General features: G+C 72.7%; 20 protein-coding genes and 1 riboswitch. Of the genes, 11 read left to right on the plus strand and 9 right to left on the minus strand.

What is annotated here, in order from left to right; genetic code table 11:
* Positions 1-30: 30 nt before the first annotated feature.
* The 3 genes from AB0I38_RS15785 to AB0I38_RS15795 form a co-directional block, all read right to left on the minus strand.
* Entirely contained in the window at positions 31-1,686 is a 1,656-nt protein-coding gene (locus AB0I38_RS15785; RefSeq protein ID WP_358467440.1) for a Coagulation factor 5/8 type domain-containing protein, read from the minus strand.
* Positions 1,687-1,828: 142 nt separating this feature from the next.
* A complete protein-coding gene (locus tag AB0I38_RS15790; protein WP_358467442.1) occupies positions 1,829-2,881 on the minus strand; it encodes a LacI family DNA-binding transcriptional regulator in 1,053 nt (350 codons plus the stop codon).
* Positions 2,865-5,384 carry a glycoside hydrolase family 3 N-terminal domain-containing protein gene (locus AB0I38_RS15795; RefSeq protein WP_358467444.1) on the minus strand — a complete coding sequence of 840 codons (2,520 nt, stop codon included), beginning with the start codon at positions 5,382-5,384 and terminating at the stop codon, positions 2,865-2,867. The genes AB0I38_RS15790 and AB0I38_RS15795 overlap by 17 nt, the downstream gene beginning before the upstream one ends.
* A gap of 353 nt (positions 5,385-5,737) precedes the next feature.
* On the opposite strand from AB0I38_RS15795, the gene AB0I38_RS15800 reads away from it, so the two are divergent.
* The 6 genes from AB0I38_RS15800 (at position 5,738) to AB0I38_RS15825 (ending at position 12,702) form a co-directional block, all read left to right on the plus strand.
* Positions 5,738-7,084, plus strand: a complete 1,347-nt coding sequence (locus tag AB0I38_RS15800) for an extracellular solute-binding protein (protein ID WP_358467446.1) — start codon at positions 5,738-5,740, stop codon at positions 7,082-7,084.
* 8 nt (positions 7,085-7,092) lie between these two features.
* On the plus strand, positions 7,093-7,992 hold the full coding sequence (locus tag AB0I38_RS15805) for a carbohydrate ABC transporter permease (protein ID WP_358467448.1): 900 nt from the start codon (positions 7,093-7,095) through the stop codon (positions 7,990-7,992).
* A gap of 2 nt (positions 7,993-7,994) precedes the next feature.
* A complete protein-coding gene (locus AB0I38_RS15810) occupies positions 7,995-8,888 on the plus strand; it encodes a carbohydrate ABC transporter permease (RefSeq protein WP_358467450.1) in 894 nt (297 codons plus the stop codon).
* Between the two features lie 82 nt (positions 8,889-8,970).
* Positions 8,971-11,010 carry a M14 family zinc carboxypeptidase gene (locus tag AB0I38_RS15815; RefSeq protein WP_358467452.1) on the plus strand — a complete coding sequence of 680 codons (2,040 nt, stop codon included), beginning with the start codon at positions 8,971-8,973 and terminating at the stop codon, positions 11,008-11,010.
* Positions 11,011-11,114: 104 nt separating this feature from the next.
* Entirely contained in the window at positions 11,115-12,086 is a 972-nt protein-coding gene (locus tag AB0I38_RS15820) for a hypothetical protein (protein ID WP_358467454.1), read from the plus strand.
* A 61-nt stretch (positions 12,087-12,147) separates the two neighbouring features.
* Positions 12,148-12,702 (plus strand): hypothetical protein, encoded by a 555-nt coding sequence (locus AB0I38_RS15825; RefSeq protein WP_358467456.1) that lies wholly within the window; start codon positions 12,148-12,150, stop codon positions 12,700-12,702.
* A gap of 24 nt (positions 12,703-12,726) precedes the next feature.
* Here the strand turns inward: AB0I38_RS15825 and AB0I38_RS15830 are convergent, their stop codons facing one another.
* A complete protein-coding gene (locus AB0I38_RS15830) occupies positions 12,727-13,491 on the minus strand; it encodes a SpoIIE family protein phosphatase (RefSeq protein WP_358467458.1) in 765 nt (254 codons plus the stop codon).
* Positions 13,492-13,774: 283 nt separating this feature from the next.
* Between AB0I38_RS15830 and AB0I38_RS15835 the strand changes: the two genes are divergently transcribed.
* From AB0I38_RS15835 to AB0I38_RS15845, 3 genes are read left to right on the plus strand one after another with little or no spacing between them, the layout of a single operon-like run.
* Positions 13,775-14,926 (plus strand): sensor histidine kinase, encoded by a 1,152-nt coding sequence (locus tag AB0I38_RS15835; RefSeq protein WP_358467460.1) that lies wholly within the window; start codon positions 13,775-13,777, stop codon positions 14,924-14,926.
* A complete protein-coding gene (locus tag AB0I38_RS15840) occupies positions 14,923-16,041 on the plus strand; it encodes a hypothetical protein (protein WP_358467462.1) in 1,119 nt (372 codons plus the stop codon). The genes AB0I38_RS15835 and AB0I38_RS15840 overlap by 4 nt, the downstream gene beginning before the upstream one ends.
* A complete protein-coding gene (locus AB0I38_RS15845) occupies positions 16,011-16,736 on the plus strand; it encodes a DNA-binding response regulator (RefSeq protein WP_358467464.1) in 726 nt (241 codons plus the stop codon). The genes AB0I38_RS15840 and AB0I38_RS15845 overlap by 31 nt, the downstream gene beginning before the upstream one ends.
* A gap of 6 nt (positions 16,737-16,742) precedes the next feature.
* On the opposite strand, the gene AB0I38_RS15850 is transcribed toward AB0I38_RS15845, so the two are convergent.
* Entirely contained in the window at positions 16,743-17,726 is a 984-nt protein-coding gene (locus AB0I38_RS15850; protein ID WP_358467466.1) for an amidase, read from the minus strand.
* 330 nt (positions 17,727-18,056) lie between these two features.
* Positions 18,057-18,206: riboswitch (cyclic di-AMP (ydaO/yuaA leader) on the plus strand.
* Positions 18,207-18,217: 11 nt separating this feature from the next.
* On the opposite strand from AB0I38_RS15850, the gene AB0I38_RS15855 reads away from it, so the two are divergent.
* Positions 18,218-18,886: a CHAP domain-containing protein gene (locus tag AB0I38_RS15855; RefSeq protein WP_358467468.1), complete on the plus strand. Its 669-nt coding sequence runs from the start codon at positions 18,218-18,220 to the stop codon at positions 18,884-18,886.
* A 374-nt stretch (positions 18,887-19,260) separates the two neighbouring features.
* Entirely contained in the window at positions 19,261-22,584 is a 3,324-nt protein-coding gene (locus AB0I38_RS15860; RefSeq protein ID WP_358467470.1) for a LamG-like jellyroll fold domain-containing protein, read from the plus strand.
* Between the two features lie 76 nt (positions 22,585-22,660).
* Here the strand turns inward: AB0I38_RS15860 and AB0I38_RS15865 are convergent, their stop codons facing one another.
* From AB0I38_RS15865 to AB0I38_RS15880, 4 genes are all read right to left on the minus strand, one after another.
* Positions 22,661-23,653 carry an endonuclease/exonuclease/phosphatase family protein gene (locus AB0I38_RS15865; RefSeq protein WP_358467472.1) on the minus strand — a complete coding sequence of 331 codons (993 nt, stop codon included), beginning with the start codon at positions 23,651-23,653 and terminating at the stop codon, positions 22,661-22,663.
* Between the two features lie 61 nt (positions 23,654-23,714).
* Complete coding sequence (locus AB0I38_RS15870) at positions 23,715-24,074, minus strand: hypothetical protein (RefSeq protein ID WP_358467474.1); 360 nt, start codon at positions 24,072-24,074, stop codon at positions 23,715-23,717.
* A gap of 24 nt (positions 24,075-24,098) precedes the next feature.
* Entirely contained in the window at positions 24,099-25,004 is a 906-nt protein-coding gene (locus AB0I38_RS15875; protein ID WP_358467476.1) for a hypothetical protein, read from the minus strand.
* Positions 25,001-25,381 (minus strand): YbaB/EbfC family nucleoid-associated protein, encoded by a 381-nt coding sequence (locus AB0I38_RS15880; protein WP_358467478.1) that lies wholly within the window; start codon positions 25,379-25,381, stop codon positions 25,001-25,003. Before AB0I38_RS15880 ends, AB0I38_RS15875 begins: the two co-directional genes overlap by 4 nt.

Raw genomic sequence — 25,381 nt, forward strand, 5'->3', positions numbered from 1 at the left:
CCAGGACGTTACGGAACGTGGCAGGGTGGCTCACCGCTGGGCGCGGGCCGTGGCCGCCTCCCAGGTGCGCAGGTAGGACTCGGCGCCCGCCGCCATGTCCCGCACGAGGTCCGGGCCCGCGATGAGCCGCATGTCCTCGATCCAGTCGGGCACCAGGCCGTAGTTGGCGACCCCGTCGGTGTTGACGTCCCAGACCCGTTGCCCGGTCCGCTGCCGGTCCAGGGTCACGCTTCCGTCGAAGGAGGCGAACGGGTACGTGACCGGGGCGGCGGAGTTGCCCGCGCGAGGGCCGGGCAGTTGGCCCATGCCGTTGACGTCCAGGCCGTAGCCGTACCCGGTGATCTGGCGCGCCTGCCTGAGCGGCTCGGTGCGGCGCCACTCGGCGACGAAGTCCGACGCGTCATGCCCGTACTGCGTGATCATGCCACCGAGGGCGTAGATCCGGTCGAAGTAGCCCGGGTCGGTCCAGCTGTGGGAGGAGATCACGCCGGGGTAGCCGGCGGCTTCGAGGATGCCGAGCGTGCGGTCGGCGGCCTTCACGCTCATGTGGTCGACCTCCACGAGCATGCCCCGTCGCATCAGCCCCTGGACCATGTACTCGCCGAGAGAGGTCAGGCCCTTGGTGTTGCAGTGGGGAGCGGGGGGATAGACCGGCAGCGAGATGCCGGGGGGCAGCAGTCCCGCGAGCTGGTCGGGCAGGATTCCGCCGGGTTCGATCGGGTTGTCGTGATAGGGCCCGGTGCAGGTGCGCGCCTTCCAGAAGGAGCCGCCGCTGAGGAAGTTGCCCAGGTTGACGATGGCACCCTGGGTGCCGGAGTCGAAGCGGACCCCGCACAGGGCGTTGTCGTACTTGTGGCAGACGAACATGCTGCGGACGCCGAGCTCGTACATCTCGTTCAGGCCGCGGTCGATCTGCCCCTTGGTGCAGTGCGGGATGCCGAGGGTCTGGCGGCAGCCGAACGGCTCGGAGGTCTCGATCCCGAGGACGACGGCGAGCTTGCCGGCTTCGGCCGTGCGCCTGGCCTCGGCCGTGTCGCGCACGATCCGGAACCAGCCCAGGCCGGGCCCGCCGTGCTCGGCGTCGATATGGTCCTGCATTTCGCGGGCCCGCTGCGCCTGGAGCCTGATCGAGCTCATCTCGTCGCAGGAGTTCTTCTTGAGCGGGTAGATCGCGCACAGCTGGCGGTTGGCCACCAGGTGGTTGACCATGATCCGCAGCCCGCCCCTCCAGGCCCGCTCCACCCACGTGTAGTACGCCTGCTGGTGGGTGAGCGAGTCGTGCGCCGGCCAGTCGCGGAAGGTGGGCCAGCCCACCGGGTCGTGGGTGCCGGTCGGCGAGCCGGTGCGGGTGAAGTTCTCGAACCAGGCCAGTTCGCCGTTGGGGTGGTGGTCGGCGCAGTCCGTCAGGGCCTTGGCGATGCCCTCGGCGTGGAACGGCCTGCCGCACATCAGGCTGCCGCCGAACGCCTCGTAGGAGAACAGGTGGCTGTGCGCGTCGACGAACCCGCGGACGTCGCCGCCGGCGGTCGCGACGGCCTTCGGCGGGGCTGCCACGACGGCCTTCGGCGGGGTCGCCGCGACGGTTTCCGCCTGCGAGACCAGCGAGACCAGCGAGGCGGACAGGATGAGGACGACGGCGACCGCCTGACGGGCGAGGCGGTGGGCGAGGGGGCGGGGAGATATCACGGACACCTCACACAGGACGGGGGTACCGGACCCATCGCCAGCATCCGCCCCCGCCGGCGCCTCTACAAGGCCCAAACATGAGGGCATCTCATCAATCTTGCCGGGTCAGGCGCTCGGGGTCCGGCTCCGTGATCGGCCCGCGTCACGCTCCCGGGTGTCCGGGCCGCTCGCCCGACGCGGCCGACGCGGGGGCGGTCGATCCTCGTACGACCAGCTCGGTGGCGAGCTCGACATGATGGGAGTCGACCTGCTCGCCGGCCGCCAGCCGCATCGCGGTGCGCAGGGCGACGCGGCCCATCTCCCGCAGGGGCTGGCGGACGGTGGTCAGGGGCGGCGAGGCCATCCGGGCGATCTGGGTGTCGTCGAAACCCGCGACGCTCAGGTCCTCGGGGATGCGCAGGCCGCGCGCCCGGGCGGCCTCGATGACGCCGAGGGCGGTCTCGTCACTGCCCGCGAAGATCGCCGTCGGCGCCTCGGGCAGGTCGAGCAGGGTGGCGCCGCCCGCCACGCCGTCGGGGTAGCGGAAGTGCCCCGTCTGCACGTAGCCCGGCGGCACGGGCACTCCCTCGGCCTCCATGGCGGCGCGGTAGCCGTGCAGGCGGGCCTGGTTGCAGGCGGCCGTCGCCGGGCCGCCGATGTAGGCGATGCGCCGGTGCCCGAGCGAGAGCAGGTGGTGGGTCGCGGCCAGGCCGCCGGCGAAGTTGGTCGAGCCGACGCTGGTCACGCGGGCGCGCGGCAGGTTGAGCGGGTCGATCACGACCAGCGGCAGCCGGGCCCGGGACAGAGCGGCCAGCTGGCCCGAGGTCAGCTCGCTGGTGACCGCGATCAGCGCCTGCCGACCGGCGGCGACCAGGTCGCGGGCCCAGGCGGCGGTGCGGTCGGTGCCCTTGCGGATGCTGACCACGACCCCGGCGCCGACCTCGGCGCCGGCCTCCACCGCACCCTGGATGATCTCGGTGGAGTAGGCGTTGAGGTCGGTGTCGAACTGCACCTCGATCGTGGCGGACGGCGTGGCCTCGGCCCGGCGCGGTGACGGCGCGACGTAGTCGTGCTGCCGCAGCACCGCCTGCACCAGCGAGCGGGTCGCCGGCGCGACGTCGCTGCGGCCGTTGAGCACCTTGGAGACGGTCGCGACGGACACTCCGGCCGAGGCCGCGACGGTGGCCAGCGTGGTGCGTCTAGGACTGACCTGCATCTCTTCCTTCCTGTCGCCGGGCGGCTGCGCCCGGCGGCGAACCCACGTCCACGGGCGTGACGAGCCGCCGGCCGTGGCCGACGACCCGCGTCGGGCCGGTCAGCCGGATGCCGCCGCGGCAGGGCAGGTCGGCCGCGGACGTGCCGACGAGCACCTCGATGTCGCCGGGCTCGACGATCCGCCGCAGGTCGCGGCCGGTGAAGGCGGTGCGGTCGGCGTGGACGCGGAAGCTCACCTCGGTGCTCGCGCCGGGCTCCAGCCGGACCCGCGCGAAGCCGGTCAGCTGCCTCACCGGCCGGGTGACCTGGGCGAGGACGTCGCGCAGGTAGAGCTGGACGACCTCCTCACCCGCTCTGCCGCCGGTGTTGCGGACGCGGACCGACACGGTGAACTCGCCGTCTGTGGGCACCTCGGTGTCGCTGACGCGCAGGTCACCGAGGTCGAAGGTGGTGTAGGAGGCGCCGTGGCCGAACGGGAACAGGGGGCTCGGGTCGAGGTTGCTGATGCCCTGGCTGTCGGCGCCCAGCGGTGGCTGCAGATAGGTGCCCGGCTGACCGCCCGGCCGGCGGGGGATTTGCACGGGCAGCTTGCCTGCGGGCTGGACACGTCCGGAAAGTATACCGGCGATCGCCCCTCCGCCCTCCTCACCAGGCATGAACGCCTGCACGAGCGCCGCGGCCCTGGCGTGCGTCTCGCCCAGCGCGTACGGGCGGCCCGAGACGACGACCACGACGAGCGGCGTACCCGTCGCGGCGAGGCCGGCCAGCAGGTCCTCCTGCACCCCGGGCAGCCGGAGGTCCTCGGCGTCGCAGCCCTCGCCCGAGGTCCCCTGCCCGAACATGCCCGCGAGGTCGCCCACGACGGCGACGCACAGGTCCGCGTCGCGGGCCGCGGCCGCCGCGGCGGCGAAGCCCGAGCGGTCGTCGTCCCGGACGTCGCAGCCCCGTTCGTGGACGATCTCGGCGTCGGGCAACTCGGCCCGCAGGGCGTCGAGAACGCTGGGCGCGTCGATGCCGAGCCCGAGGCCGGGGTGGCGGGGCAGCACGTGGTTGGGGAAGGCGTAGCAGCCCATGAAGGTGCGCGGGTCGGCCGCGGCGGGGCCGACGACGGCGACGCGGCGCGGTGCCGGGCGCCCCTCCCCGAGCAGGGGCAGCGCCGTGCCGGCGTCGAGCAGGACGATGGACCGCTCGGCCAGTTCGCGGGCCAGCGCGCGGTTGGCCGGCGAGTCGAGGTCCACGTCGCCGGCCGCGGCGACCGAGCCCTCGGGGGTCCAGTCCCGGTCGAGCAGCCCGAGCTGCGCCTTCTGGGTGAGCAGGCGGCGTGCCGCCCGGTCCACCAGCGACTCCGGCAATTCGCCCCGGCGTACCCGCTCGGCCAGGTGCGGGCCGAAGCTGAGAGTTTCGGGGAGTTCCACGTCGAGGCCCGCGGTGAGCGCCTGGACGCCGGCGTCGTCCATGTCGGCGGCGACCCCGTGCGTCGTCGCGAGGAACGGCACGGCCCAGTAGTCGGAGACGACGGTGCCGGTGAACCCCCATTCCTCGCGCAGCAGGTCGGTCAGCAGCCAGGAATCGACGGCGGCCGGGATGCCGTCGACGTCGGAGTAGGAGTTCATCACCGAGCGAGCCCCGCCCTCGGTGATGGCCGTCTCGAACGGCGGCAGGATCGTGTCCATCAGCTCGCGCCGCCCCATCGGGACGGGGCCGTGGTTGCGGGCCGCGCGCGAGGCGGAGTAGCCGGCGAAGTGCTTGAGGGTGGCGATGACGCCGGCGCTCTCCAGGCCCCGGACGTAGGCCGCGCCGAGCATCGCGACGAGGTACGGATCCTCGCCCATCGTCTCCTCGACCCTGCCCCAGCGGTAGTCGCGCACCACGTCCAGCACCGGGGACAGGCCCTGGTGCACGCCCACCGCGCGCATGTCGCGGCCGATGGCGGCGGCCATCCGCTCCACCAGCTCGGGGTCGAACGTCGCGCCCCAGGCGATGGCCGCCGGATAGACGGTCGCGCCGTACGTGGTGAAGCCCGTGAGGCATTCCTCGTGGGCGAGCGCGGGAACGCCGAGCCGGGAGCGCTCGACGACCGAGCGCTGCAGCCGGACCAGCTCCGCGGCGCCTTCGGCCACGGTCACGGGCACGCTGCCGAACACGCGGGTCAGGTGACCGAGCCCGTGGCGGGTGGCCTCGTCGAAGGGGAGCGCCCCGAACGCCGCGAACGTGTCCTGCGCCGGCGCCACGTTCGGCGTCCCTTCGGCCTCTGAGCCGGGGCCGTCAAGTCCGGGGCCGTCACGTCCAGGGCCGTCAAATTCGGGGCCGTCAAGGGAGGCGTCGGCCGGCCCGTCGCCGGCTCGCGTGTGGTTGCCCACCCACAGGCTGCCGAGCTGAGCGATCTTCTCCTCCAGCGTCATCTCCGCCAGGAGGACCTCCACCCGGTCGGCCACGGGGAGGGTGGGGTCCTGCCAAGGGCGGAGGTCCTGACCCGCGGTGGGGGTCCGATCGAGCGCCGTCATTGTTGGTCTCCTTAACAGACGGTTCCTGACACATGTTTCGCAATGTTTCGGTACTGTCGGGCGGGCTGACCGGGAGGTCTGTCCCTGACCTGGATAACCAGCTAAGCGCCCATGCGAGGGTACCCCAACGACCTGCGCTCCGCCGAGCCGATTTCGTGTCCCCGCAGGGGGTTGACAGGCCAAGGGCCGAAATCTAGATTGACGTGCCGCGCGGTCATTTCGGAAAAGTTTCGAGACCTGCTCAGAGGATGGGAGGAGCGGCATCGGGGGGTGCTGGTCCATGACCGCCGGCCACCGCAACCGATGATCAACGCGCCGCGGCCCGCCCCCGGCATTCGAGTACGGAGATCAGCGTGGATTCCAGGACAACATCCCGCCGTACGTTCCTCAGCCTTTCGATGGGCCTGCCGCTCGGAGCCGCGCTCGCGGCGTGCGGCACCTCGGGACCGACCAGACCCGGCGCCGGCCCGAGCGGTGGCGGGGGTGGCGCCACCGCCACCTACTGGTACCTGTCGACCCAGCCGCAGGAAGGCGTCCGCACCAGGACCATGGAGCGGTTCAACGCTGCCAACCCCAACGGCAAGATCGTCGGGACGATCCTCCAGAACGACGCCTTCAAGACGAAGATCAAGACGGCGATCGGCGCCGGCCAGGCGCCCACGCTCATCTGGGGCTGGGGCGGCGGCGGCCTGCGCAGCTACGTGCAGGCCGGCCAGGTCGAGGACCTCACCTCGTGGTTCGACCAGAACACCGCCCTCAAGGACCGGTTGTTCCCCTCCTCCTTCGGCGCCGCCACCATCGACGGCAAGATCTACGCGATGCCCTGCGAGACGATGCAGCCGATCGTCCTCTACTACAACAAGCAGGTGTTCGAGAAGATCGGCGCGCAGCCGCCCCAGACCTGGGGCGACATCATGGACCTGGTCCCCAAGTTCAACGCCAAGGGCATCGCGCCGTTCTCACTCGGCGGGCAGTCGCGCTGGACCAACATGATGTGGCTGGAGTTCCTCTTCGACCGCATGGGCGGACCCGAGGTGTTCCAGGCCGTGTTCGACGAGGAGAAGGACGCCTGGAACAACCCGATCGCCCTCGACGCCCTCGGCAAGGTGCAGGAGCTGGTCAAGGCCGACGGGTTCATCAAGGGCTTCTCCTCGATCACCGCCGACTCCAACGCCGACCAGGCGCTGCTCTACACCGGCAAGGCCGCGATGATGCTGCACGGCGGCTGGACCTACGGCGGCATGAAGCAGGACGGGGGCGACTTCGTCTCCGGCGGCCACCTCGGCTACATGAACTTCCCGCCGGTCGACGGCGGCACGGGCGACCCCGGCAACACCGTCGGCAACCCCGGCCAGTACATGTCGATCTCCTCCCAGGCGACCCCCGAGCAGAAGGAGATCGCCAAGAAGTTCTTCACCACCGAGCTGATGGGCGACCAGGCGATCAAGGAGTGGGTCGGGACCGGCGCGGTGCCGATCGTCAAGGGCGCCGACAGCGCGTTCGGCGGCGCCGAGGACGCCGAGTTCCTGAAGTTCGTCTACGGCATCGCCGTCAACGCCAAGACGTTCGCCCAGTCCTGGGACCAGGCGCTCAGCCCGACCGCCGCCGAGGTGCTGCTGGACAACATCTCCAAGTTGTTCCAGCTGTCGATCTCGCCGAAGGAGTTCGCCACGAACATGAACGCGGTCATCGGCAAGTGAGCACGGTCATGACCTCCGCCACGGCCACCAGGCGAGCGGGCCGCTCCGGCTCGCTCGCGTGGCTGGCCGTGCCGGCCCTGGTCCTCTTCACCGGGTTCGGTCTGATCCCGCTGGCCGGAGTCCTCGTGCTCAGCTTCACCTCGTGGGACGGGCTCGGCGACATCGGCTTCAGCGGCCTCGACAGCTGGCGGGCCGTGCTCGCCGACCCGCAGCTGCCGCACGCGCTGTGGGTGACGTTCCTGGTGATGGCCGCGTCCTGGGCCGTCCAGACGCCGGCGAGCATCCTGCTGGGCACGTTCCTGGCCGGTGACCAGCGCTACCGCGCCTTCCTGTCGGTGCTGTACTTCATCCCGCTGCTGCTCAGCTCGGCGGCCATCGCGATCACGTACAAGGCGCTGCTCGACCCCAACTTCGGGCTGGGCGCGGGGCTCGGGGTCCCCCTGCTCGTCCAGGACTGGCTCGGCGAGCCCGTCCTCGCCTTCAGCGTGGTGATCTTCGTGGTGTCCTGGCAGTTCATCCCGTTCCACGCGCTGATCTACCAGGGCGGTGTACGGCAGATCCCCCGCTCCATGTACGAGGCCGCCGAGCTCGACGGCGCCGGGCGGGTCCGCAAGTTCTTCAGCATCACCCTGCCGCAGCTGAAGTACACGATCATCACGTCCTCGACCCTCATGGTCGTCGGCTCGCTGACCTTCTTCGACCTGATCTTCGTGCTGACCGCGGGCGGTCCGGGGGACACCACCCGGGTGCTCGCCCTGGACATGTACAAACGGGGCTTCCAGGCCAACCTGATGGGCCCGGCCAGCGCGATCGCCGTCATCCTCGTCCTCGTCGGCCTCGTTCTGGCGCTGCTGCTGCGCCGGCTCGGCGGCCGCAACGCCGCCCACAGCCAGCTGGAAGGCGCCTGATCATGCAGACGACGCTGACGACCCGGCCCAAGCGGGCCGCCGCGCGGCCGCCCAGACACGCCCGGCGCGGCCCGGCCACCGGTCGCCGCAACTGGCCGGCCGGTCTGGCCGGCTGGCTCTGGCTGGCGGTCGTGATCGTGCCCATCTACTGGATCGTCATCACCAGCTTCAAGTCGCAGAGCACCTACTACGCGACCAACCCGCTGGTGCCGTCCGGCGAGCCGACCCTGCGCAACTACCAGATGGTCATCGAGTCGGACTTCCCGCTGTACTTCCTCAACAGCCTCATCACCACCGTCGGCGCGGTGGTCCCCGCGGTCGTGATCTCCTTCATGGCGGCCTTCGCGATCGTGCGGGGCGGCTCCGGCAGGTTCCTGCGCTCGGTGAACGGCCTGTTCCTCATGGGCCTGGCCATCCCGCTCCAGGCCACGATCATCCCCGTCTACCTGATCATCATCCGGCTGCAGCTCTACGACTCCCTGCTGGCCCTGATCCTGCCGTCGATCGCCTTCGCGATCCCGCTGTCGGTGCTGGTCCTGTCGAACTTCATCCGCGACGTGCCCAGGGAGCTGTTCGAGTCGATGCGGATGGACGGCGCGACCGAGTGGATGACGCTCTGGCGGCTGGCGTTCCCGCTCACCCGGCCGGCCGTGGTGACGGTGTCGATCTACAACGCGCTGACCATCTGGAACGGGTTCCTGCTGCCGCTGATCCTCACGCAGAGTCCCGACAAGCGGACCCTGCCGCTCGCCCTGTGGACCTTCCAGGGGCAGTACAGCGTGAACGTGCCGGCCGTGCTCGCCTCCGTCGTCCTCACCACGATGCCCATCCTGCTCCTCTACGTGGTGGGCCGCCGCCAGCTCGTCAGCGGCCTGACCGTCGGCTTCGGCAAGTGACACCCTCACGGCCTGACTGGGTCTTGCCGGTCGGGCCAAGTCGGCTTTCAATGATCCCCATACCGGTGATCTGGAGGAGCCGATGCGTGGCTTACGGGCGTCCGCGGTACTACTGACGATCGTTCTCGCGACGGCCCTGTCCTCAGGGCCGTCCACGCCGGCGGTCGCCGGCCCGGCCGACCCGGAGCCGGCCTCCCTGGTCACGCTCTCCGTGCCGGACCTGGCCGCGATGGAGCGCCTGGTCGCCTCGGGCGCCGACCTGACCGAGCGGGTACGCCCGCAGCCCGACGGCAGCATCCAGATCGACGCGGTCGTCACGCCGAGCCAGCTGGCCGGGCTCCGCTCGCTCGGTGCGACCCTCGCGCCCGGCTCGCCCTCCGAGTCCCGCCCCGCGCAGGAGCGCACGACGGCCAGGGACCAGATCGTGGTCGAGCGCGCCGTCTGGTTCAAGTCCCGCGACGGCTACTTCCTGTCGGTCGAGGCGTCCAGCGGCGCCGGGGCGGCGGCCACGCTCAGCGTGACCTGGAAGGGCAGGCGCGGCTCCACCGGGCAGGCGCCCATGGTGCCGTACGTCGACGCGGGGGCGTACCTGGGCCACCAGCTCAGCACCCCCGTGCCCGCCACGGACCAGCCGCAGTGGGTCACCGTCACCTCGGCGGGCGGCGGCAGCGCGGAGGCGCGCGTCAGGGAGTGGCCCGACGGCGAGCGGCCCGATCGCACGGGCCCCGGCTACCAGAAGGACTTCGTCAGCCAGTACATGCCGCCCGCGCAGCTCAACGAGCGGATCAAGGCGCTGCACCGGCGCTTCCCGCAGCTCACCGACATCATCACGCTGCCCAACCCGACCAACGGCTACCGGCGGCACGCCCAGGCGCTGATCGGCGCCCCGCCCGGCGCCGCCGTCGTGGTCACCTCGGGCGCCTACGGCTCCGAGGGCGGCAACGACCTGGCCGTCGAGCTCGTCACCCCCGGCGCGCCCGACCGGCCGCTCCAGGTGACGGTGAACGGCAAGCAGATCACCGTCAGCCTGGCCACCGACGGCTCCGGCGTGGTCACCAGCACCGCCGCCCAGGTGGCGGCGGCCATCAGCGGCGCGCCGGGCAGCCCCGTCAAGGCCTCGACCTATCGGACCGACCCGGGCGCCGGCGTCATGGCGCCCGCGCCGCTCACCCAGCTCAGCGACTTCCTCCAGGCCCCGGCCGACGTCTCGCGCCGGCCCATGCCGGTGCTGGCCCTGCGCATCGGCGTGCACCGCGACGGCTCGCGCCCCGGCGTGCTGGCCTACGCCCAGGAGCACGCCAGGGAGTGGGTGACGCCGCTGGTCACCATCGAGGCGGCCGAGCGGCTGCTGCGCAACCACGCGCGCGACGCGGCGACGCGCAGGCTGCTGAGGAGCACCGACGTGTTCATCGTGCCGACGGTCAACCCCGACGGCGCCAACTACAGCTTCTACGACTTCAACTCCCAGCGTAAGAACATGACCAACCACTGCCCGCCGCAGCAGTCCGACCCGGCGCTGCGCAACACGTGGGGCGTGGACGTCAACCGCAACTACGCCGTGGGCTCGCTCTCGGACGGCTACTTCGGCGCCTCGGCCAACTGCCAGAGCGGCACGTTCGCCGGGCCCGCCGAGCACTCCGAGCCCGAGAGCCGCAACGTCATCTGGCTGGCGCAGAAGTACCGCAACATCAGGTTCGCGCTGAACGTGCACAGCTACGGCGGTTATTTCATGTGGCCGCCCGGCGCCTACAAGCTCGACGGCCGCGTCACCCTGCCCCGGCCCACGGCCGCGCAGGAGGCGTACTTCCTGCGTTCGGCCCGCACGATCGAGGAGGCCATCGCCGCCGAACGCGGCACCGTCACCTGGCCGCAGCAGACCGGGCCGGTGACCGACGTGCTCTACTCGGCGGCCGGCAACTCCGCCGACGAGCTCTGGTACGACTACGGCGTCTTCGGCTGGGACTTCGAGGTGGGCAGCGACCTGTGGAACCCCGCGACCGGCCAATGGGAGGGCGTGGGCTTCCAGCCGCCGTTCAGCGAGGGGCACGAGGAGGCGATGGAGTTCGCCTCGGGCCTCATCGCGCTGATCGGGGTCGCCGCCGACCACCGCGAGGCCCGCTGATCGAGACGTGGTCCTGGTGACGTCCCGCCGGTCGCGCGCGGAGATGCGCGACCGCGACGGGGTAGGAGGTCAGCCTGCGCCGACGATGCGGGAGGGAGCAGGCCGTGGCCGAGAGCCGTGACGACGTCCTGCGGCGTCTGGTGAGCGAGAACGTGCTGTCCGCCGAGCAGGCGGCCGCCGTCGGCCGGGCGCTCGACGAGGCGGAGCCGCGCCCGGCCGGGGCGCGGTGGGTGGAGGTGGCCGGATACGTCGGGGGCGGCCTGGTGCTCATGGGCGCCCTCTCACTGGTCGGCCTGTCCTGGGCGGAGCTGACCCGCACCGCCCGGATCGTGATCCTGCTGGCCGCGACGGGCGGCCTGCTCGCCGCCGGGGTGGCACTCGGCGGCGTGCGGCTGCCCTGGCGTCCGCCCGCGCGGGCCGGGCGCGCGCAGGCCCGCTCGACCGCGGTGTCGCTGGCCCTGGCCTCCGGCACGGGCGCGCTGGCGGCCGACGTACTGGCCGCCGACGTGCTGCCCGCCGACGGGGGCGTCATCGCGGCCACGGCCGGCCTGGTGCTGGCCGCGGCGGGCTACGCCCTGCTTCCCGCCGTGCCGGGAGCGCTGGCCTGCGCCGCCTTCGCCGTCCTGACGGCCGGCACGCTGGCCGGCGAGCTGACCCACTCGGCGCTGGCCGTGGGCCTGTCCATGATCGGCGCGGGCGTGCTCTGGACCGTCCTGGTGCTGACCGGGGTGATCAGGCAACGGCGGCTGGGGCTGGGACTCGGCGCCGCGATGGCACTGCTCGGCGGCCAGTGGGCACTCGGCCAGGAGCACACGGCCGCGTGGGCGTACGGGCTGACGTTCGCGGTCGCGCTGGCCTGCCTGCTGCTCTACCGGCGGGAACGGGCCTGGGTGCTGCTCGTGGCGAGCGTGATCGGGTTCACCCTGGCCATCCCGGAGGCCGTGTGGGACTGGACCGGCGGCGCGGTCGGCGGCTCGGTCACCCTGATCATCGCGGGCGTCGTCCTGGTGACCACCTCGGCGGTCGGCATCAGGCTGCGGCGCGGCCGGCGGGACGGGCCCGACCAGGAACGCTGACCCGGTTCGGCCGGACCTGACACGGCCTGGGTCGCTCCCGGGGCCTGGCAGGCTGGTCGCCATGGGATTCGGGGTTCGTCAGTTCGAGCTGACCTTGATGCATCGCATGCGTGACCTCAACGCCGAGAGGGTGGAGGACGCGCTCGGTGACATGGGCGCGTCCCGGGCCGAGGTGCGGGCGGCGCACGCCCAGTGGACGAGGAGGGCCTACGCCGTGCGGGCTCCCCGGGGGCGGGCCGCGTTGCGGACGGCACTCGGGCCGCCGTCGTACGAGGGCACGAGGCCGATCGGGAGCGTGACCTGCCGGGTGGCCCGCTGGGCGCTGCCGTCCTGGCCCGGTCTGGAGTTCGAGGTGCTGTCCGGTCCCGGTGGCGAGGTGTGGAACCAGTGGTTCGTCCGCCCCGGCGGCGACAGGGCACTGGCCTTCGATGACCTCGTTCCGTGGCGGTGCGTCGTCGGCGATGTCGGCACCAGTTTCCCCGGGGCCGCCCAGCGTGAGGGGTCGGCCCCGCAGCACTGGGCGGTCGACTTCGTCCACGAGGACACGGACTACCGCGCCCTCTTCGTGTACGGCCTGTTCCAGCGTCTCGACCGGCTCGCTCACCCGCCGTACTGACCGGGGCGGCCCGGTTCGAGCCGTTCAGACCGTGACGAACTCCGCGATGACCACGGTGGCGTCGTCCTTCGGCTCGATGGCGGCCATCTCGTCGAACAGCCGGTCGAGGCAGGCGGCGGGGGAGGAGCCGTCGGTGAAGAGCTCGGCCATGCGCGGGATGCCGACGGCCTGGATCACGCCGTCCGTGACGATGACGACGCGGTCGCCCGGCCGCAGGGGCACGGTGCCGACCTCGGGAGCCAGGGCGGAGGCCGAGCCGATCCCGTGCAGCGGCGGGCCGTCGCCGAAGGAGTGCGACGTGGTGAGCGGCTGAGGCGCCTCACCTTTCGCGAAGTGCCAGATCGCGCCGTTGCCGACGTGGGCGAAGCGCAGGCACGGGTTCTCGCCGGGATCGAGCATGACCAGGTCCAGCGTGCTGACCAGGCCGGACCTGACGGGGTCGCCCGTGGCCGCGGTGCGCACGGCGCGGTGCGCCGCCCGGGCGCGGCCGTCGAGGTCCTCCTCCCGTGTGCCCGCGTGGTCGGGGACGGCGGCGACCACGGCGCTCAGCGCCAGGGCCGCGGCGGCCGGGCCGAGTCCGGCGCCGCCCCCGCCGTCGGCCACCGCGATCAGCCGTTCCTGGATGACGTACGCGTCGGAGGGGTGGCCGTGCGAGCCCTCGTACGTGCCGCCCGCCGCCACTAGCCGCGGCCGCGGCACCGGCAGGCCGGGCGGCCAGGCGGCGCGACGGCCGCTGACGGCCATCACGGGCAGGCAGGCGAGCAGGATCGTGATCACGATGAAGGTCATAGGCCCCCCTTGCGACGAGGTCATCGCGATAGGCGTCCAGTAGACGCCCGCGCGGGGCGCGGCGACTGACGGCCGATCGACCGTCATGCCGCCTGGAGATCGGCGGGCCAGGGTGCGAGAAGGCGGTGAAGACCGCAGCCGAGCCGGACCGAGGGATCAGCCATGCGACCCAGCATCCCGTCCGCCGCGACGGCCGGAGAAACCTTCTTGCACTCCCTTCTCCTCTTTAACGGGTGCGTTAGGGTGAAGTCCGTCTTGTGCTCTGATAACGGGCGGACGGCACATGGCTCTCCCCTCCACGAGGTACGACTCGGCGACCAGGCAACTGGACAAGGCCGTCGCGCGCACCGGCGCGGGCGCGCGGGGCGCGGTGGGCCTGGTGGCGGTCGTCGCCGCGACGCTCGGCGCCGACCCGCCGGTCTCGGCCCTGTGGCTGGTGCCCATGCTCGCGGCGGACCTCGTGGCGACCGCCCTGTTCCTGCGCCTGGCCTGGCGCGGCGGGCCGCTGCCGGGCTGGCTGGTGGCCGGTGATGTGGCCGTCACCGTCGCGCTCTGCCTCGCGCAGCGCCATCTCGTGGCGGAGGAGGCCCTCGAAGGGGGCGCGAGCTGGGTCGCGGGGCTGGCCACGATGAGCATCGTCGTCACCGGGCTCTCCTGGCGGCCCAGGGTGGCCGTCCCCGCCGGGCTGGTCGTGGCGGGCGCCTACCTGGCCGGTGTGCGGCTCGCGTCCCCGGGCCAGGACGTGACCGGCACCCTGGGGGTGCACCTCGTCCAGATCGTGTCGATCGCGGTGCTGATGACGCTGCTGCGCCGCTCCGCGGCCCTGGCCGACGCCTTCCTGAGGGAGAGCGCCCGCGCCGGGATCGCGCTCATGGTCGAACGGCTGCGGCGCGAGGACGAGCTGAGGCAGGTCGGCAGCATCCACGAGACGTCGCTGCACACGCTGACGATGGTCGGCCTGGGCACCTATGACGAGCCGTCGCCCACCCTGCGGGAGCAGGTGGCGACCGACCTGGCGGCGCTGGAGAAGCTGCGCGACATCCCTCGGGCCACCTCCGCGCCCATCGCCCTGGACGCGCTGCTGGACGAGGTGGCCGGGCGGGCGTCGGGCCTGGTCGTCCACCGGCGGCTGACGCCCGGGACGGTGCCCGGGGACGTGGCCGAGAGCTTCGCCCGCGCCGTCACCGAGGCCCTGGCGAACGTCACCCTGCACGCCGGCGTCGGCGAGGCGGAGCTGGTCTCCAGCAGGCGCGACGGCGAAGTCCGCGTGGAGGTCGCGGACGCGGGCCGCGGGTTCGACGAGCACCGGTTGCCGTCCGACCGGTTCGGCGTGCGCGGGTCGATCCTCGCCACGATGCGCTCCCTCCCGAACGGCGGCGCCGAGATCTCCTCCGGCGGCCACGGCACCCGCGTCAGCCTGTGGTGGCGGCCATGACCGACGACATCGAGCAGGTCGCCCAGCGCTACTCCCGCTACACCGCGATCGGCGCGGTGGTGATCGCGGCGGTCTGGCACACGGGCTACGACCTCACGGTCACGGTCACCGGCTGGCAGTCCTTCCGGTGGCCCGCCCTGGCGGCGGTGGCCTGGATCGTCTACACCGCCATCGGGGTGATCGCCGCGCTGGCCATGCTGCGAGGCTCCCGCCCGCCGGCCAGGGCACGCGAACTCGCCGTCGCCGTGCTGGCCGTGGACGTCGCGGTGATCGTGTCCTGCCGGCCGGAGGACCTGCTCGGCCCGATCGACTGGGGCTGGGGCTCGGTGGGCTGGCTCGGCGTCATGCTGGTGTGGAACCGGCCGCGCCGGCGGCGCGACCTGATCGTGTTCCTCGCCGCCAACGCCGGCATCATGCTGGCGGCCATGGCCGTGACCGGGACGTACGACCGCGTCTCCATCGCGAAGTACCTGGTCGTCATGGTCGGCGCCGTCACCCTGCAACTCGGCTACCTGGCGGGCTGCCACACCCTGCGCCAGCGCGCCGAGGACGCCGTGCTGCTGGCCCGCAGGCTCGCCACCGACGACGCCTGGCGGGAGTCCGCCCGGCGCATCCACGCCGACCGGCTGCACAGGTACGCCGTGATCCGCGACGCGGCCGAGTCACTGCTCAGGGAGCTCGCCGACGGCGCCGATCCCGGTGATCCGCGGGTGCGGGCGGACTGTACGGCCGGGGCCATGCGGCTGCGCCGCCTCATCACCGAACGGGAGGACGTGCCCGACGAGCTGGTGTCGGCGCTGCGCGAGCGCATCGACGCGGCCGAGCGGCGCAGGGTGCTGGTGACGGCACCGCCGTTCGGCGAGCACCTGCCCCACCTGCCCGACGGCGTGCGGGAGGACCTGCTCAGGGCGCCGATCCGGGCGCTGGACGGGGCCAGGTCGCGGGCCAGGGTCACCGTGTCCGCGATGTCCACGATGGTGAGCGTGGCCGTCGTGGCCGACAACGACGACCTGCCCATCAGCGCGACCTCGGTGCGCGAGCCCAGTGGGGTCGTCGTCACGTACCAGCGGCAGGAAGGGGAGGTATGGATCAACAGCATCTGGCAGGGCCCGTGACGGTCGCCCTGGTGGAGGACCACCAGGTGGTGGTGGACGGCGTCAGGTCGTGGTTCGCCGCGCCGGGGCCGGTGGAGCTGGTGGCACAGGGGCCCACCATCGAGTCCGTCAGCGACGTGCCCGCCGACGTGCTGCTGCTCGATCTCCACCTCAACGGGACCATGGTGATCGACCGCGTCGCCGAGCTGTGCGGGGGCGGGCAGCGGGTCATCGTCTTCTCTGAGCACGAGGAGCCGGAGACGGTGCGCGTCGTGCTCGACGCGGGGGCCTCGGCGTTCATCGGCAAGGGGCGGGCCACCCGCGAGTCCTGCCTGGAGACCGTCCTGGAGGTGGCCGCCGACCGGCCGAGCGTGACGCCGCCGATGGCGCAGGCGATCGCCACGGACGAGAGCCCGCACCGGCCGCAGCTGTCGGACAAGGAGCGGGCCGCCCTGCTGTTCTGGTTCCAGTCGATGTCGAAGGCGTCGGTGGCGGCCCGGATGGGGATCAAGGAGCGGACCGTGCGCCAGTACATCGACCGGGCCCGGGTCAAGTACGCGGCGGCGGGACGGCCCGCGCCCACCAAGGAGAAGCTGCTCATCTGCGCCATCCAGGACGGGCTCATCAGTCCCGACGAGGTAACCGTCTACACCTCGCTGGCCGCGCGGGCCGGAGAGGAGCCCGTCCCGCCCGAGGAGGTCCGGGGTCTCCGTTGATCAGGGTCAGGGCCGGGCGTCCGGGCCGGGGGCGGGGGAGCGACGCGGCGCGGGCCGCCGAGCGGCGGCTGAGAGGAGCAGGTGCTCCCGGCCGGGCCGGCAGACCAGCTGCAGCCCGGCCGGGAGGCCGTCGATGGTGCCGGCCGGCACGGTCAGCGCGGGCAGGCCGAGCACGTTCCACGGGCTGGTCAGCGCGAGCAGGGCCGCTCGCACGGCGACGGGCTCGCCGTCGACCTCGGTCTCGCGCCGGTCGAGCAGCGGGGCGGTCAGCGGCACGGTCGGCAACGCGAGCACGTCGTGCCGGTCGAACAGCGCGCCGACGATCTCGGCGAGCCTGGCGTGGTCGAGGGTCTTCGACAGGGGGAAGACGCCGCCGGCCGGGATGGCGGCGTACGCGGGCTTGAAGCCGGCGACGCCGCACAGCGCGGCGGGGATGCGCACGGAGCCGCCGGTGTCGGTGCCGAGCGTCAGCGGGACCATGCCCGCGGCCACGGCGGCCGCGCTTCCGCCGCTGGAGCCGCCCGACATGCGCGCCGGATCGTGGGGGTTGCGTGAGGGGCCGGTGGCCGACCGGTCGCCGGTGGGGCCGTAGGCGAACTCATGGGTCGTGGTCTTGCCGACGATGACCGCGCCGGCCCGGCGCAGCCGCGTCACGCACTCGGCGTCGGCCTCGGCGACGTGGCCGGAAAAGTGCCGCGATCCCATGGTCACGGGCAGCCCGGCGACCATGATCAGATCCTTCACGCCCACCGGCACGCCGTGCAGAGGGCCTCGGTCGGCGCCCTCGGCCAGCTCGCCGTCCGCCCGCAGCGCCGCCGCCCGGGCCCCGTCGGCGTCGACGGTCACGAACGCGTTGAGCGGCGGATCGAGCTCGGCGATGGCGTCGAGCGCCAGCTCGACCAGCTCGGCCGACGTGGTCCGGCCCGCGCGCAGGTCGCGGGCGAGCTCGGTGACGGTACGGCCGGCGAACGGGCCGGAGGAGAGCGGCATGAGGGTCCCTCACGGGCGTCACGACAGTGGGACAGGTCTCATCGAACACCATGCCGGTATCGGTTCGATCTATCGCGGGGTGGTGCGGAGCGCCTCTGCTTTACCTTTCCGAGAGGCCCGTTTGAGAGTGGAAAGGTAAAAGATTGAGCCGGCACCCCTTACGAGATAGGGGGTTTCGTTGGGGGGACCCTAACCGCGCTTGCATTGCTCTATACGATGCGCATACCTTGGTGGACATATGCGGTAGACGCCAGGGGCGAGCGAGATGCCCGCGTTACCGCTCAATTGCCGGAGACCACGTCCTGGCCTGCGTGAACCTTCAACGCAGAGCAACGTGGCCCGCCGAATCCGCGACATCGCGAAACCGGGGACCCACTTCTTTTCTGGGGTGAATCGGTCGCTCTCTCTCAGAGACGGTCCGTAGGGCACTTCCACGCCCGAACCCGGCAGCTAACCCGGTAGGCGGAATGGAAGCAAGGAGCAATCTCTGCATGGCCAAGAACATCCTGAACCGCGCCCAGATCAAGGCTAACGCCTCCCGGATCGCAGTCGGGCTGACCATCGCGGCCGGCGCGGCCCTCGTCGGAGCACCGGCCCTGGCGGCCGAGCGCCCGGCGCAGACCAACCCCTCCCAGCAGCAGATCGCCGCTGCCCCCGCCAACCAGGTGAGCACCCAGAGCGTGCTCCAGATCGCCGAATCCCAGGTCGGCGTGAAGGAGAACGAGTCCGGCGGCGGAACCCCGTACCACAGCTGGTACATGTCCTCGCCGCGCGCGGGCGAGACCCTGGCCCGCGACGGCGGCGGCAGCCCGAAGCTGTACGCCAACGCCCCGTGGTGCGCCATGTTCGTCTCCTGGGTCGGCGAGCAGGCCGGCGCCCGGCACACGATGGGCTGGGACGCCTACACCGTCACCTACGCCGACTGGTTCAAGGCCAACAAGCGCTGGGGCGACGTCGCCAAGCCCGGAGCCGTGGTCTTCTACGACTGGAACGGCGGCAAGTCCACCAGCGGCATCGACCACGTCGGCCTGGTCAAGAAGGACAACGGCGACGGCACGATCACCGCGATCGAGGGCAACACCGGCAACGGCAAGGTCGAGGAGCGAGTCCGGCCCAAGACGCAGGTCACGGGCTACGGCTACCCCGCCTACAAGGCCTGACCGCCTGCCCCCTCCCGACCCCCTCCGCCGGAGATCCCCCGTCCGGACGACATCCGCGCCCCGCACAGCGGGGCGCGGATCGTCGTTTCCGGAGGACGGCGGACGGGTTCGCGGCGGCGGGCTGATGACGGGATGACCACGGCGTCGTATAGTGCGGTCAAGATCGTGGTTCGGCCGGGATCGGCCGGCGGCCGTGACGGCCCCTTCCCTCGTCGGACGCCATCCCGGGCCGCCCCCGTACCAGCCGGAGGAGAGTCGAGTGGATCCATGCGGACACCCGCCCGTCGCGTTATCGGAGCGGTGAAGCGGTGCGGGCGAGAGGGCACATCCCATCAGGTCCCCGTCACACCACCCGACGTGTCACAGCAGTCGCCATGGCGGCTGCTTTTTTCGTTGCCGGCGTCGCCGTCGTCCGGCCGGCGACCGCCACCTCGGGCGCTGAGCGGGCCGGGCCGCCCGCCTCCGGTGCCGAGCGGGCCGAGCCGCCCGCGGCCGGCACCGCCACGGAGCTGGGAGCCCTGTCGGCGGCGCGGCTGACCGGCGAGCGGGTCGAGGTCGGCTCCCTGCGGACCGAGACGCGCACGGTCTACGCCACCCCCGGCGGCGCCCTCGTACTGGAACAGCACGCCCGCCCGATCCGCGTGCGCCAGGACAACCGCTGGGCCGAGGTGGACACGACGCTGCGACGCCTGCCCGACGGCTCGGTGGCCCCGGCCGCGACGGCGGCGCGGCTGCGGTTCTCCGGCGGCGGCGCGGCCCCGATGGCGACGGTCGCGCGCGGGGCCAAGTCACTGGCCGTGTCCTGGCCGGGCGGCCTGCCGGCGCCCGCCCTCGACGGCCCCACCGCCACCTACGCCGAGGTGCTGCCCGGCGTGGACCTCCAGGTCACGGCCGACGTGGACGGCTTCTCGCACGTGCTCGTGGTGAAGACGCGGCAGGCAGCCCTGAACGGCCGGCTGGACCGGCTGCGGTTCGCCCTCCGGGCCGAAGGGCTGTCCGTGCGGCGCAGCCGGGGCGGCGGCGTCGAGGCGGTCGACCGGGCCGGCGCGGAGGTGTTCGCCGCCCCGGTGCCGCTGATGTGGGACTCGCCCGCCACTCCCGACGGCCGCCGCCTCGCCCCGGCCACCCGGCCTGGCGAAGGGCCGAGCCCGGGCTCGCGGCACGAGGCGATGGGCCTGGAACTGGCCGGCGAGACGCTGACGCTCGTCCCCGACCGGGCCATGCTGGCCGCGCCCGGCACCCGCTACCCGGTCTACCTGGACCCGTCGGTGTCGGCCCCGCGCGGCTCGTGGACATCGGTCTGGAAGAAGTACCCGACGACCAACTACCTCAACTCCAGCGACGTGGCCCGCGTCGGCCACGAGAACGAGACCGGCCAGACCAACCGCTCCTTCTTCACGATGAACACCGGCACCGCCATCCACGGCAAGCAGATCATCAAGGCCACGCTGCGCACGTACGAGACCTGGTCGTGGTCCTGCACCAAGAAGGCGGTCGAGCTGTGGCTCACCGGCGCGATCAGCAAGTCCACCACCTGGAACAACCAGCCGTCGTGGTCGGAGAAGCTCGACACCGAGACCGTGGCCAAGGGCTGGAGCTCGGGGTGCCCGGCAGGCGGCGTCGAGTTCGACGCGACGGCGGCGGCGGTCAAGGCGGCGGCGGCCAACTGGGGGACGATCACGCTCGGCCTGCGGGCGACCAGCGAGACCGACACGTACGCGTGGAAGAAGTTCCGCAACAACCCCGTGCTCGTCGTCGAGTACAACAGCGTCCCGGCCACGCCGGTGGCGGCCGACGCCTGGACGGATCCGGGCGGCCCGTGCGTCTCGGGCGCCGCCCGGCCGGTCGTGGGCACCGCGACGCCGAAGCTCTGGGCCAAGCTGCGTGACGCCGACGACTCGGTCAAGGGCCGCTTCGAGTGGCAGGACGCCGGCGGGAGCATGGTGGGGGAGTGGGTGACGCCCGTGGCCTCCTCCGGCAACGCGTTCACCGCGAGCGTCCCGGCGGGCGCGTACGCCGACGGCTCGGTGATCCGGTGGCGGGTGCGCGCCGAGGACGGCATCACCACCAGCGGGTGGAGCCCGTGGTGCGAGCTCGACGTGGACACCACCGAGCCCGGCCGCGAGCCGGTGGTGACCTCACAGCGGTATCCGGAGAACGGCTGGGGCGACGGAGTCGGCCGCGCCGGGACCTTCACCTTCGCCGCGAACGGGGCCGCCGACGTGACCGCGTTCCTCTACGGGCTCAACACCGGCCCGGCCACCGAGGTGCGGGCCGACGCCCCCGGAGGGTCGGCGACGGTCCGGCTCACACCGAGCGACGACGGGCCGAACGTCCTGTCGGTGCGCGGCAAGAACGCCGCGGGCGGGCTGGGGCCGATCCGCAGCTACGTCTTCAACGTCAGGGACGGCACCGCCCCCGCCGGCCACTGGCGCCTCGACGAGGGACAGGGGACCGCGGCGGCCGACTCGGCGGGCGGTCACCCGGCCACGCTCGGCGGCGGCGCCTGGGTCGACGGCCGCGCGGGCAAGGCGCTGCGCTTCGCCGGCGCCGGGCAGCACGCGGTGACCGGCGCGCCGATCGTGCCGACCGAGGACAACCTCGCCGTCTCAGCCTGGGTACGGCTCGGCGGCACGGCCCTCCCGGCGTACAACGTCGCCGCGATCAGCCAGAGCGGCGAGCTGCACAGCGGCTTCTGGCTGGGCTACCGGGCCGGCGTCAAGTCGTGGGGGTTCATGATGAACCACTCCGGCGGCACCTCCCAGACGGTGTGGGCGCTGAACGCCGCGGTGGTGCCACGACTCGGCGAGTGGACCCACCTGACCGGCGTCTACGACTCGGCGGCGAAGGCGCTCTTCCTGTACGTCAACGGCGCGCCGGCGGCCGGGCCCGTGCCCTACCACGGCGGCGCGGGACCGGCGACCGCGCTGCAGTTCGGGCGGGCCCTCTACCAGGGTGGCATGACCGACCCATGGCCCGGTGACGTGGACGACGTGCGGGTCTACGACCGGGCGGTCTTCGGCGAGGAGGTCGCGCTGCTGGTCAGCCAGGCGGCCACGCTGACCGGGCACTGGAAGCTCGACGAGGAGTCCGGCGCCACCGCCGCCGACGCCGCCGCCCGGACCGGCCCGCTCACCCTGGGCGGGACCGCGACCTGGACCAGCGGCTGGCTCGACGGCGCGCTCTCGCTGGACGGAGCCGGCGGCCACGCCCAGGCCGGTCGCGCCGCCACGCGCACCGACCAGAGCTTCACCGTCACCGCCTGGACCCAGCTCGACACGCTGCCGGCCCGCGACGCCGCCGCGGTCGCCCAGAGCGGCACCCGCGCCAGCGGCTTCGTCCTCGGCTACGCCGCCGACGGCCCGCGCTGGATGTTCGGCATGGCCGGCGCCGACGCGGACGCGGCTTCGGTCGTGCGGGCCCGCTCGGACGTCGTGCCGTACGCGATGGAGTGGACGCACGTAGCGGGCGTCTACGACGCGCTCGCGCACAAGCTCCGGATCTACGTCGGCGGGCACCTGGTGTCCACCACCGAGGTGAACCACTCCAGCACCTGGAACTCCACCGGTCCGCTCCAGCTCGGCCGGGCCCTGCGTGACGGGGTCATGGCCGGTCACTGGCCCGGCACTCTCGACGACGTACGCACCTACCAGGGCGCGCTGGGCGACCTGGACGTCGCCCGCCTCGCCGCCGAATGACCTTCGGCGGCGAGGCCGCCGGTTCGCGGCCGCGGGGTGAGCCTCGCCCCACGGCCGGAGCGCACCTCGGGCTTGCTCATGGCCGGACGCGGAGGTCGGCGAAGAGGGCGCGGTGGTCGGAGCCCGGCAGGTCGTGCACCTGTACGGCGACCGCCCGGACGCGGGAGTCGCCGAGCACGTGGTCGATGGCCACCAGCGGCGGCAGCCCGCGCCCGGCCGGCCAGGTGGGCACCAGGCCCTGCCCGGTGGCCGCCGCCGCGTCGGTGTAGCCGGTGGCCAGCAACCGCCGGAAGACCGCGTGGTCGAGCGTCGCGTTGAAGTCGCCCGCCAGCAGCCGCGGCGGGCCCCCGGCCGGGGCGGGCGGCAGGGTGGCGATGCCGGCCTCCCACTCCGGCACCGTCGAGGGCACGGGCGCGACCGGGTGCACGACCACCACCTCCACCGCCGAGCCGCCGGGCAGCGCCACCTCGGCCACCGGCATGTGGTGCCCGACCGGCCGGAACAGCCCGCCGCGCTCGCGCAGCGGATGGCGCGCGTACACGCCGCTGCCCTCCGGCCCGCGCGACTCCGGCTGGCTGACCTCGTACGGCAGCAGCCCCTCCAGTCCGGCCGCGTCCAGCCGTTGCCGGGCCGACCAGGTCAGCTCCTGGATGCTCAGCACGTCGACGTCCAGCCGGCGTACCAGGTCGACGATCACCGTCACGTCCCCGCGCCCGCCGTTGAGGTTGGCGGTCAGCACCCGTAAGGGCCGGCCTTCGGCGACGTCGGCGGCGGCGTCCACGGCGCGCGGCGCCACGCACCAGGCGAGGCAGGCGCACACCGCCAGCATGAGCGCGCTCGCCGCCCTGTTCCGCAGGGCGACCACGATCGCCAGCAGCACCAGCGCCGCGACCCCGAAGTACGGCGTGAAGGCGACCATCGGCACCAGGAACACGCCCCACTCCAGCCCGCCCACGCGCATGGCCGTCCCCGCCGCGAACAGCGCGGCCACCCCGATGGCCACCCGCGCGGCCCGCGCCCGGCGGGGCCGCGCCCGCCTCGTCGTCTCTGTGTCAGCTTGCGTCAGCACAGCCGCACACCCTAGGCGGCCATCCTTAAACGAGGATGAGGAGACGCCGCGCGAGATCCCCTTACGGCTGCCCCCAGATCCGCTGTCCGGGCTCGGCCCGGGGAAGCGCCGAGAGGACGAGGGCCACGTTCGCCCAGTCGGTCACCTGAACGTTGTCCGCCATGAGGCGCAGCCGCCTCGGGATCTCCTCGTGGGCGTCGAGGATCATCTCGATGGCCTCGGTGATCTGACCGGTGACCGCCTCGTAGCCCGTGCCCCCGCCCTGGCCCTTGAAGAACGTCACGCCCTCCTTGCCCTGCCCCCAGAAGGCGCCGATGGCGCCCAGCTCCTTCGCCACGTCGTCGACGAACCCGCCGAGCTCCTCCCTCTCGATGTCGAACGCCTTGGCCGCCGAGCGGATCTGGGACGGATGGTTCTCCACGCTCTCCTCCTCGTCGTCATCGCGTCAGCCCGCCGGTTTGTGGGCCATGGTGAAGTACAGCAGCACCCGGCCGAGAGTCTCCTTCCAGGTGGGGACGAGCTCCGAGCCCTCCTGGCCGTTCAGGGTGTCGTAGGTGGGGCCGTAGCCGAGCGACCCGCCGGCCAGCCGGTTCAGGAAGTACTGGACGTCCACGTTCGCCGTCGCCTTTCTGGCCAGCGGCGCGGCGGCGTCGAACACGCCGTAGAAGGCGAACGACGCGGCGAACTCCTTCAGGGCCTGGGTCGCGTTGTCCCCGAGGGAGCCGGTGTCGTCGCCCCACAACGCCTTGACGCCCGCCACCACCGTCACGTCCCCGACGGCGAAGAACGCGCTGCCGATCGTGTACTCCGTCAGCTTGCTCAGCAGGATCCGGGCGAGGCTGTGCTCCAGCAGTTTCGCCAGCAGGCCCGCCTGCGCCCGCCGCATGAGGAACTGGGTGATCTGGTAGGCCGCGCCGGCCTGCCAGGGAAAGGTGGTGATGTAGACGAAACTGGCGAAGTTCGCCAGGGCGAGCGTCCAGTACGCGTGCCGGGCCGTCTCGATCACCTCGGCGAACTCCGCGCAGGCCGCGCTGTTCCGCCGGCAGCGCTGGGCGACCTGGGCGGTGAAGCCCGACTCCAGAGGCTGCGGATACAGCGCCGCCGTCACGGCCTTCCGGTAGGCGGCCACGTCGTCCCCGGCGTTCTTCTTCCACACCGACTCGGCGGCGGCGAACGTCTTGTCCGGGGTCCGCTCGATGCGGTCGGCCAGCCGTGACCAGACGGCGGCGGCCTGACGCGCCTTCGCCGGGTCGCCCTCGGGGTAGTCGACCGCGAGCATCTTGAACACGAAGGCCGCGATGCCGACGGTGCCGAGGCCGTAGACGCTCATGCGGGCCGGGTTGACGCTCATGGGCGGCTCCCGTGCGCGCGGCGGGCGCCCGGCGGTCCGGTGTGGTCCAGCACGGTGCCGGTGACGAACGGCGCCATGAGGTCGCCCGCCGCCCGCTGGGCGTCCCGCGCCGACTCAGCGGACGCCTCAAGGATCGCCGCCGCCAGCTCGGCGGAGTTGAGCCGCATGGCGCGCGAGTCGATGACGAGCCCGGCGAGGGCCCCGGTCTGCGTCGTCTCGACCACGACGCGCCCCTCCGCCGCCTCGCCCCGCCCCCGGACCGCGGCGATCCGTTCGCGTAACCGCTCCAGCTCCGCGGTCTCCTGGCGGAAGCGGTCGAGTAGCCTGCTGAACTCCTGGTCGCTGGTGTCGCTGAACGGATCGGCCGGCGATGTCAT

The sequence above is a fragment of the Nonomuraea cavernae genome, assembly GCF_040655715.1.
Lineage (GTDB): Bacteria > Actinomycetota > Actinomycetes > Streptosporangiales > Streptosporangiaceae > Nonomuraea > Nonomuraea cavernae_A.

Bases quoted from the DNA above. Each gene is read 5' to 3' on its own strand.
- AB0I38_RS15825 (WP_358467456.1), top strand. From the start codon at position 12,148: ATGGGATTCGGGGTTCGTCAGTTCGAGCTGACCTTGATGCATCGCATG.
- AB0I38_RS15855 (WP_358467468.1), top strand. From the start codon at position 18,218: ATGGCCAAGAACATCCTGAACCGCGCCCAGATCAAGGCTAACGCCTCC.
- AB0I38_RS15850 (WP_358467466.1), bottom strand. From the start codon at position 17,726: ATGCCGCTCTCCTCCGGCCCGTTCGCCGGCCGTACCGTCACCGAGCTC.
- AB0I38_RS15795 (WP_358467444.1), bottom strand. From the start codon at position 5,384: ATGACGGCGCTCGATCGGACCCCCACCGCGGGTCAGGACCTCCGCCCT.
- AB0I38_RS15805 (WP_358467448.1), top strand. From the start codon at position 7,093: ATGACCTCCGCCACGGCCACCAGGCGAGCGGGCCGCTCCGGCTCGCTC.
- AB0I38_RS15860 (WP_358467470.1), top strand. From the start codon at position 19,261: ATGGCGGCTGCTTTTTTCGTTGCCGGCGTCGCCGTCGTCCGGCCGGCG.
- AB0I38_RS15845 (WP_358467464.1), top strand. From the start codon at position 16,011: ATGGATCAACAGCATCTGGCAGGGCCCGTGACGGTCGCCCTGGTGGAG.
- AB0I38_RS15840 (WP_358467462.1), top strand. From the start codon at position 14,923: ATGACCGACGACATCGAGCAGGTCGCCCAGCGCTACTCCCGCTACACC.
- AB0I38_RS15835 (WP_358467460.1), top strand. From the start codon at position 13,775: ATGGCTCTCCCCTCCACGAGGTACGACTCGGCGACCAGGCAACTGGAC.
- AB0I38_RS15810 (WP_358467450.1), top strand. From the start codon at position 7,995: ATGCAGACGACGCTGACGACCCGGCCCAAGCGGGCCGCCGCGCGGCCG.
- AB0I38_RS15830 (WP_358467458.1), bottom strand. From the start codon at position 13,491: ATGACCTTCATCGTGATCACGATCCTGCTCGCCTGCCTGCCCGTGATG.
- AB0I38_RS15880 (WP_358467478.1), bottom strand. From the start codon at position 25,381: ATGACATCGCCGGCCGATCCGTTCAGCGACACCAGCGACCAGGAGTTC.
- AB0I38_RS15790 (WP_358467442.1), bottom strand. From the start codon at position 2,881: ATGCAGGTCAGTCCTAGACGCACCACGCTGGCCACCGTCGCGGCCTCG.
- AB0I38_RS15875 (WP_358467476.1), bottom strand. From the start codon at position 25,004: ATGAGCGTCAACCCGGCCCGCATGAGCGTCTACGGCCTCGGCACCGTC.
- AB0I38_RS15815 (WP_358467452.1), top strand. From the start codon at position 8,971: ATGCGTGGCTTACGGGCGTCCGCGGTACTACTGACGATCGTTCTCGCG.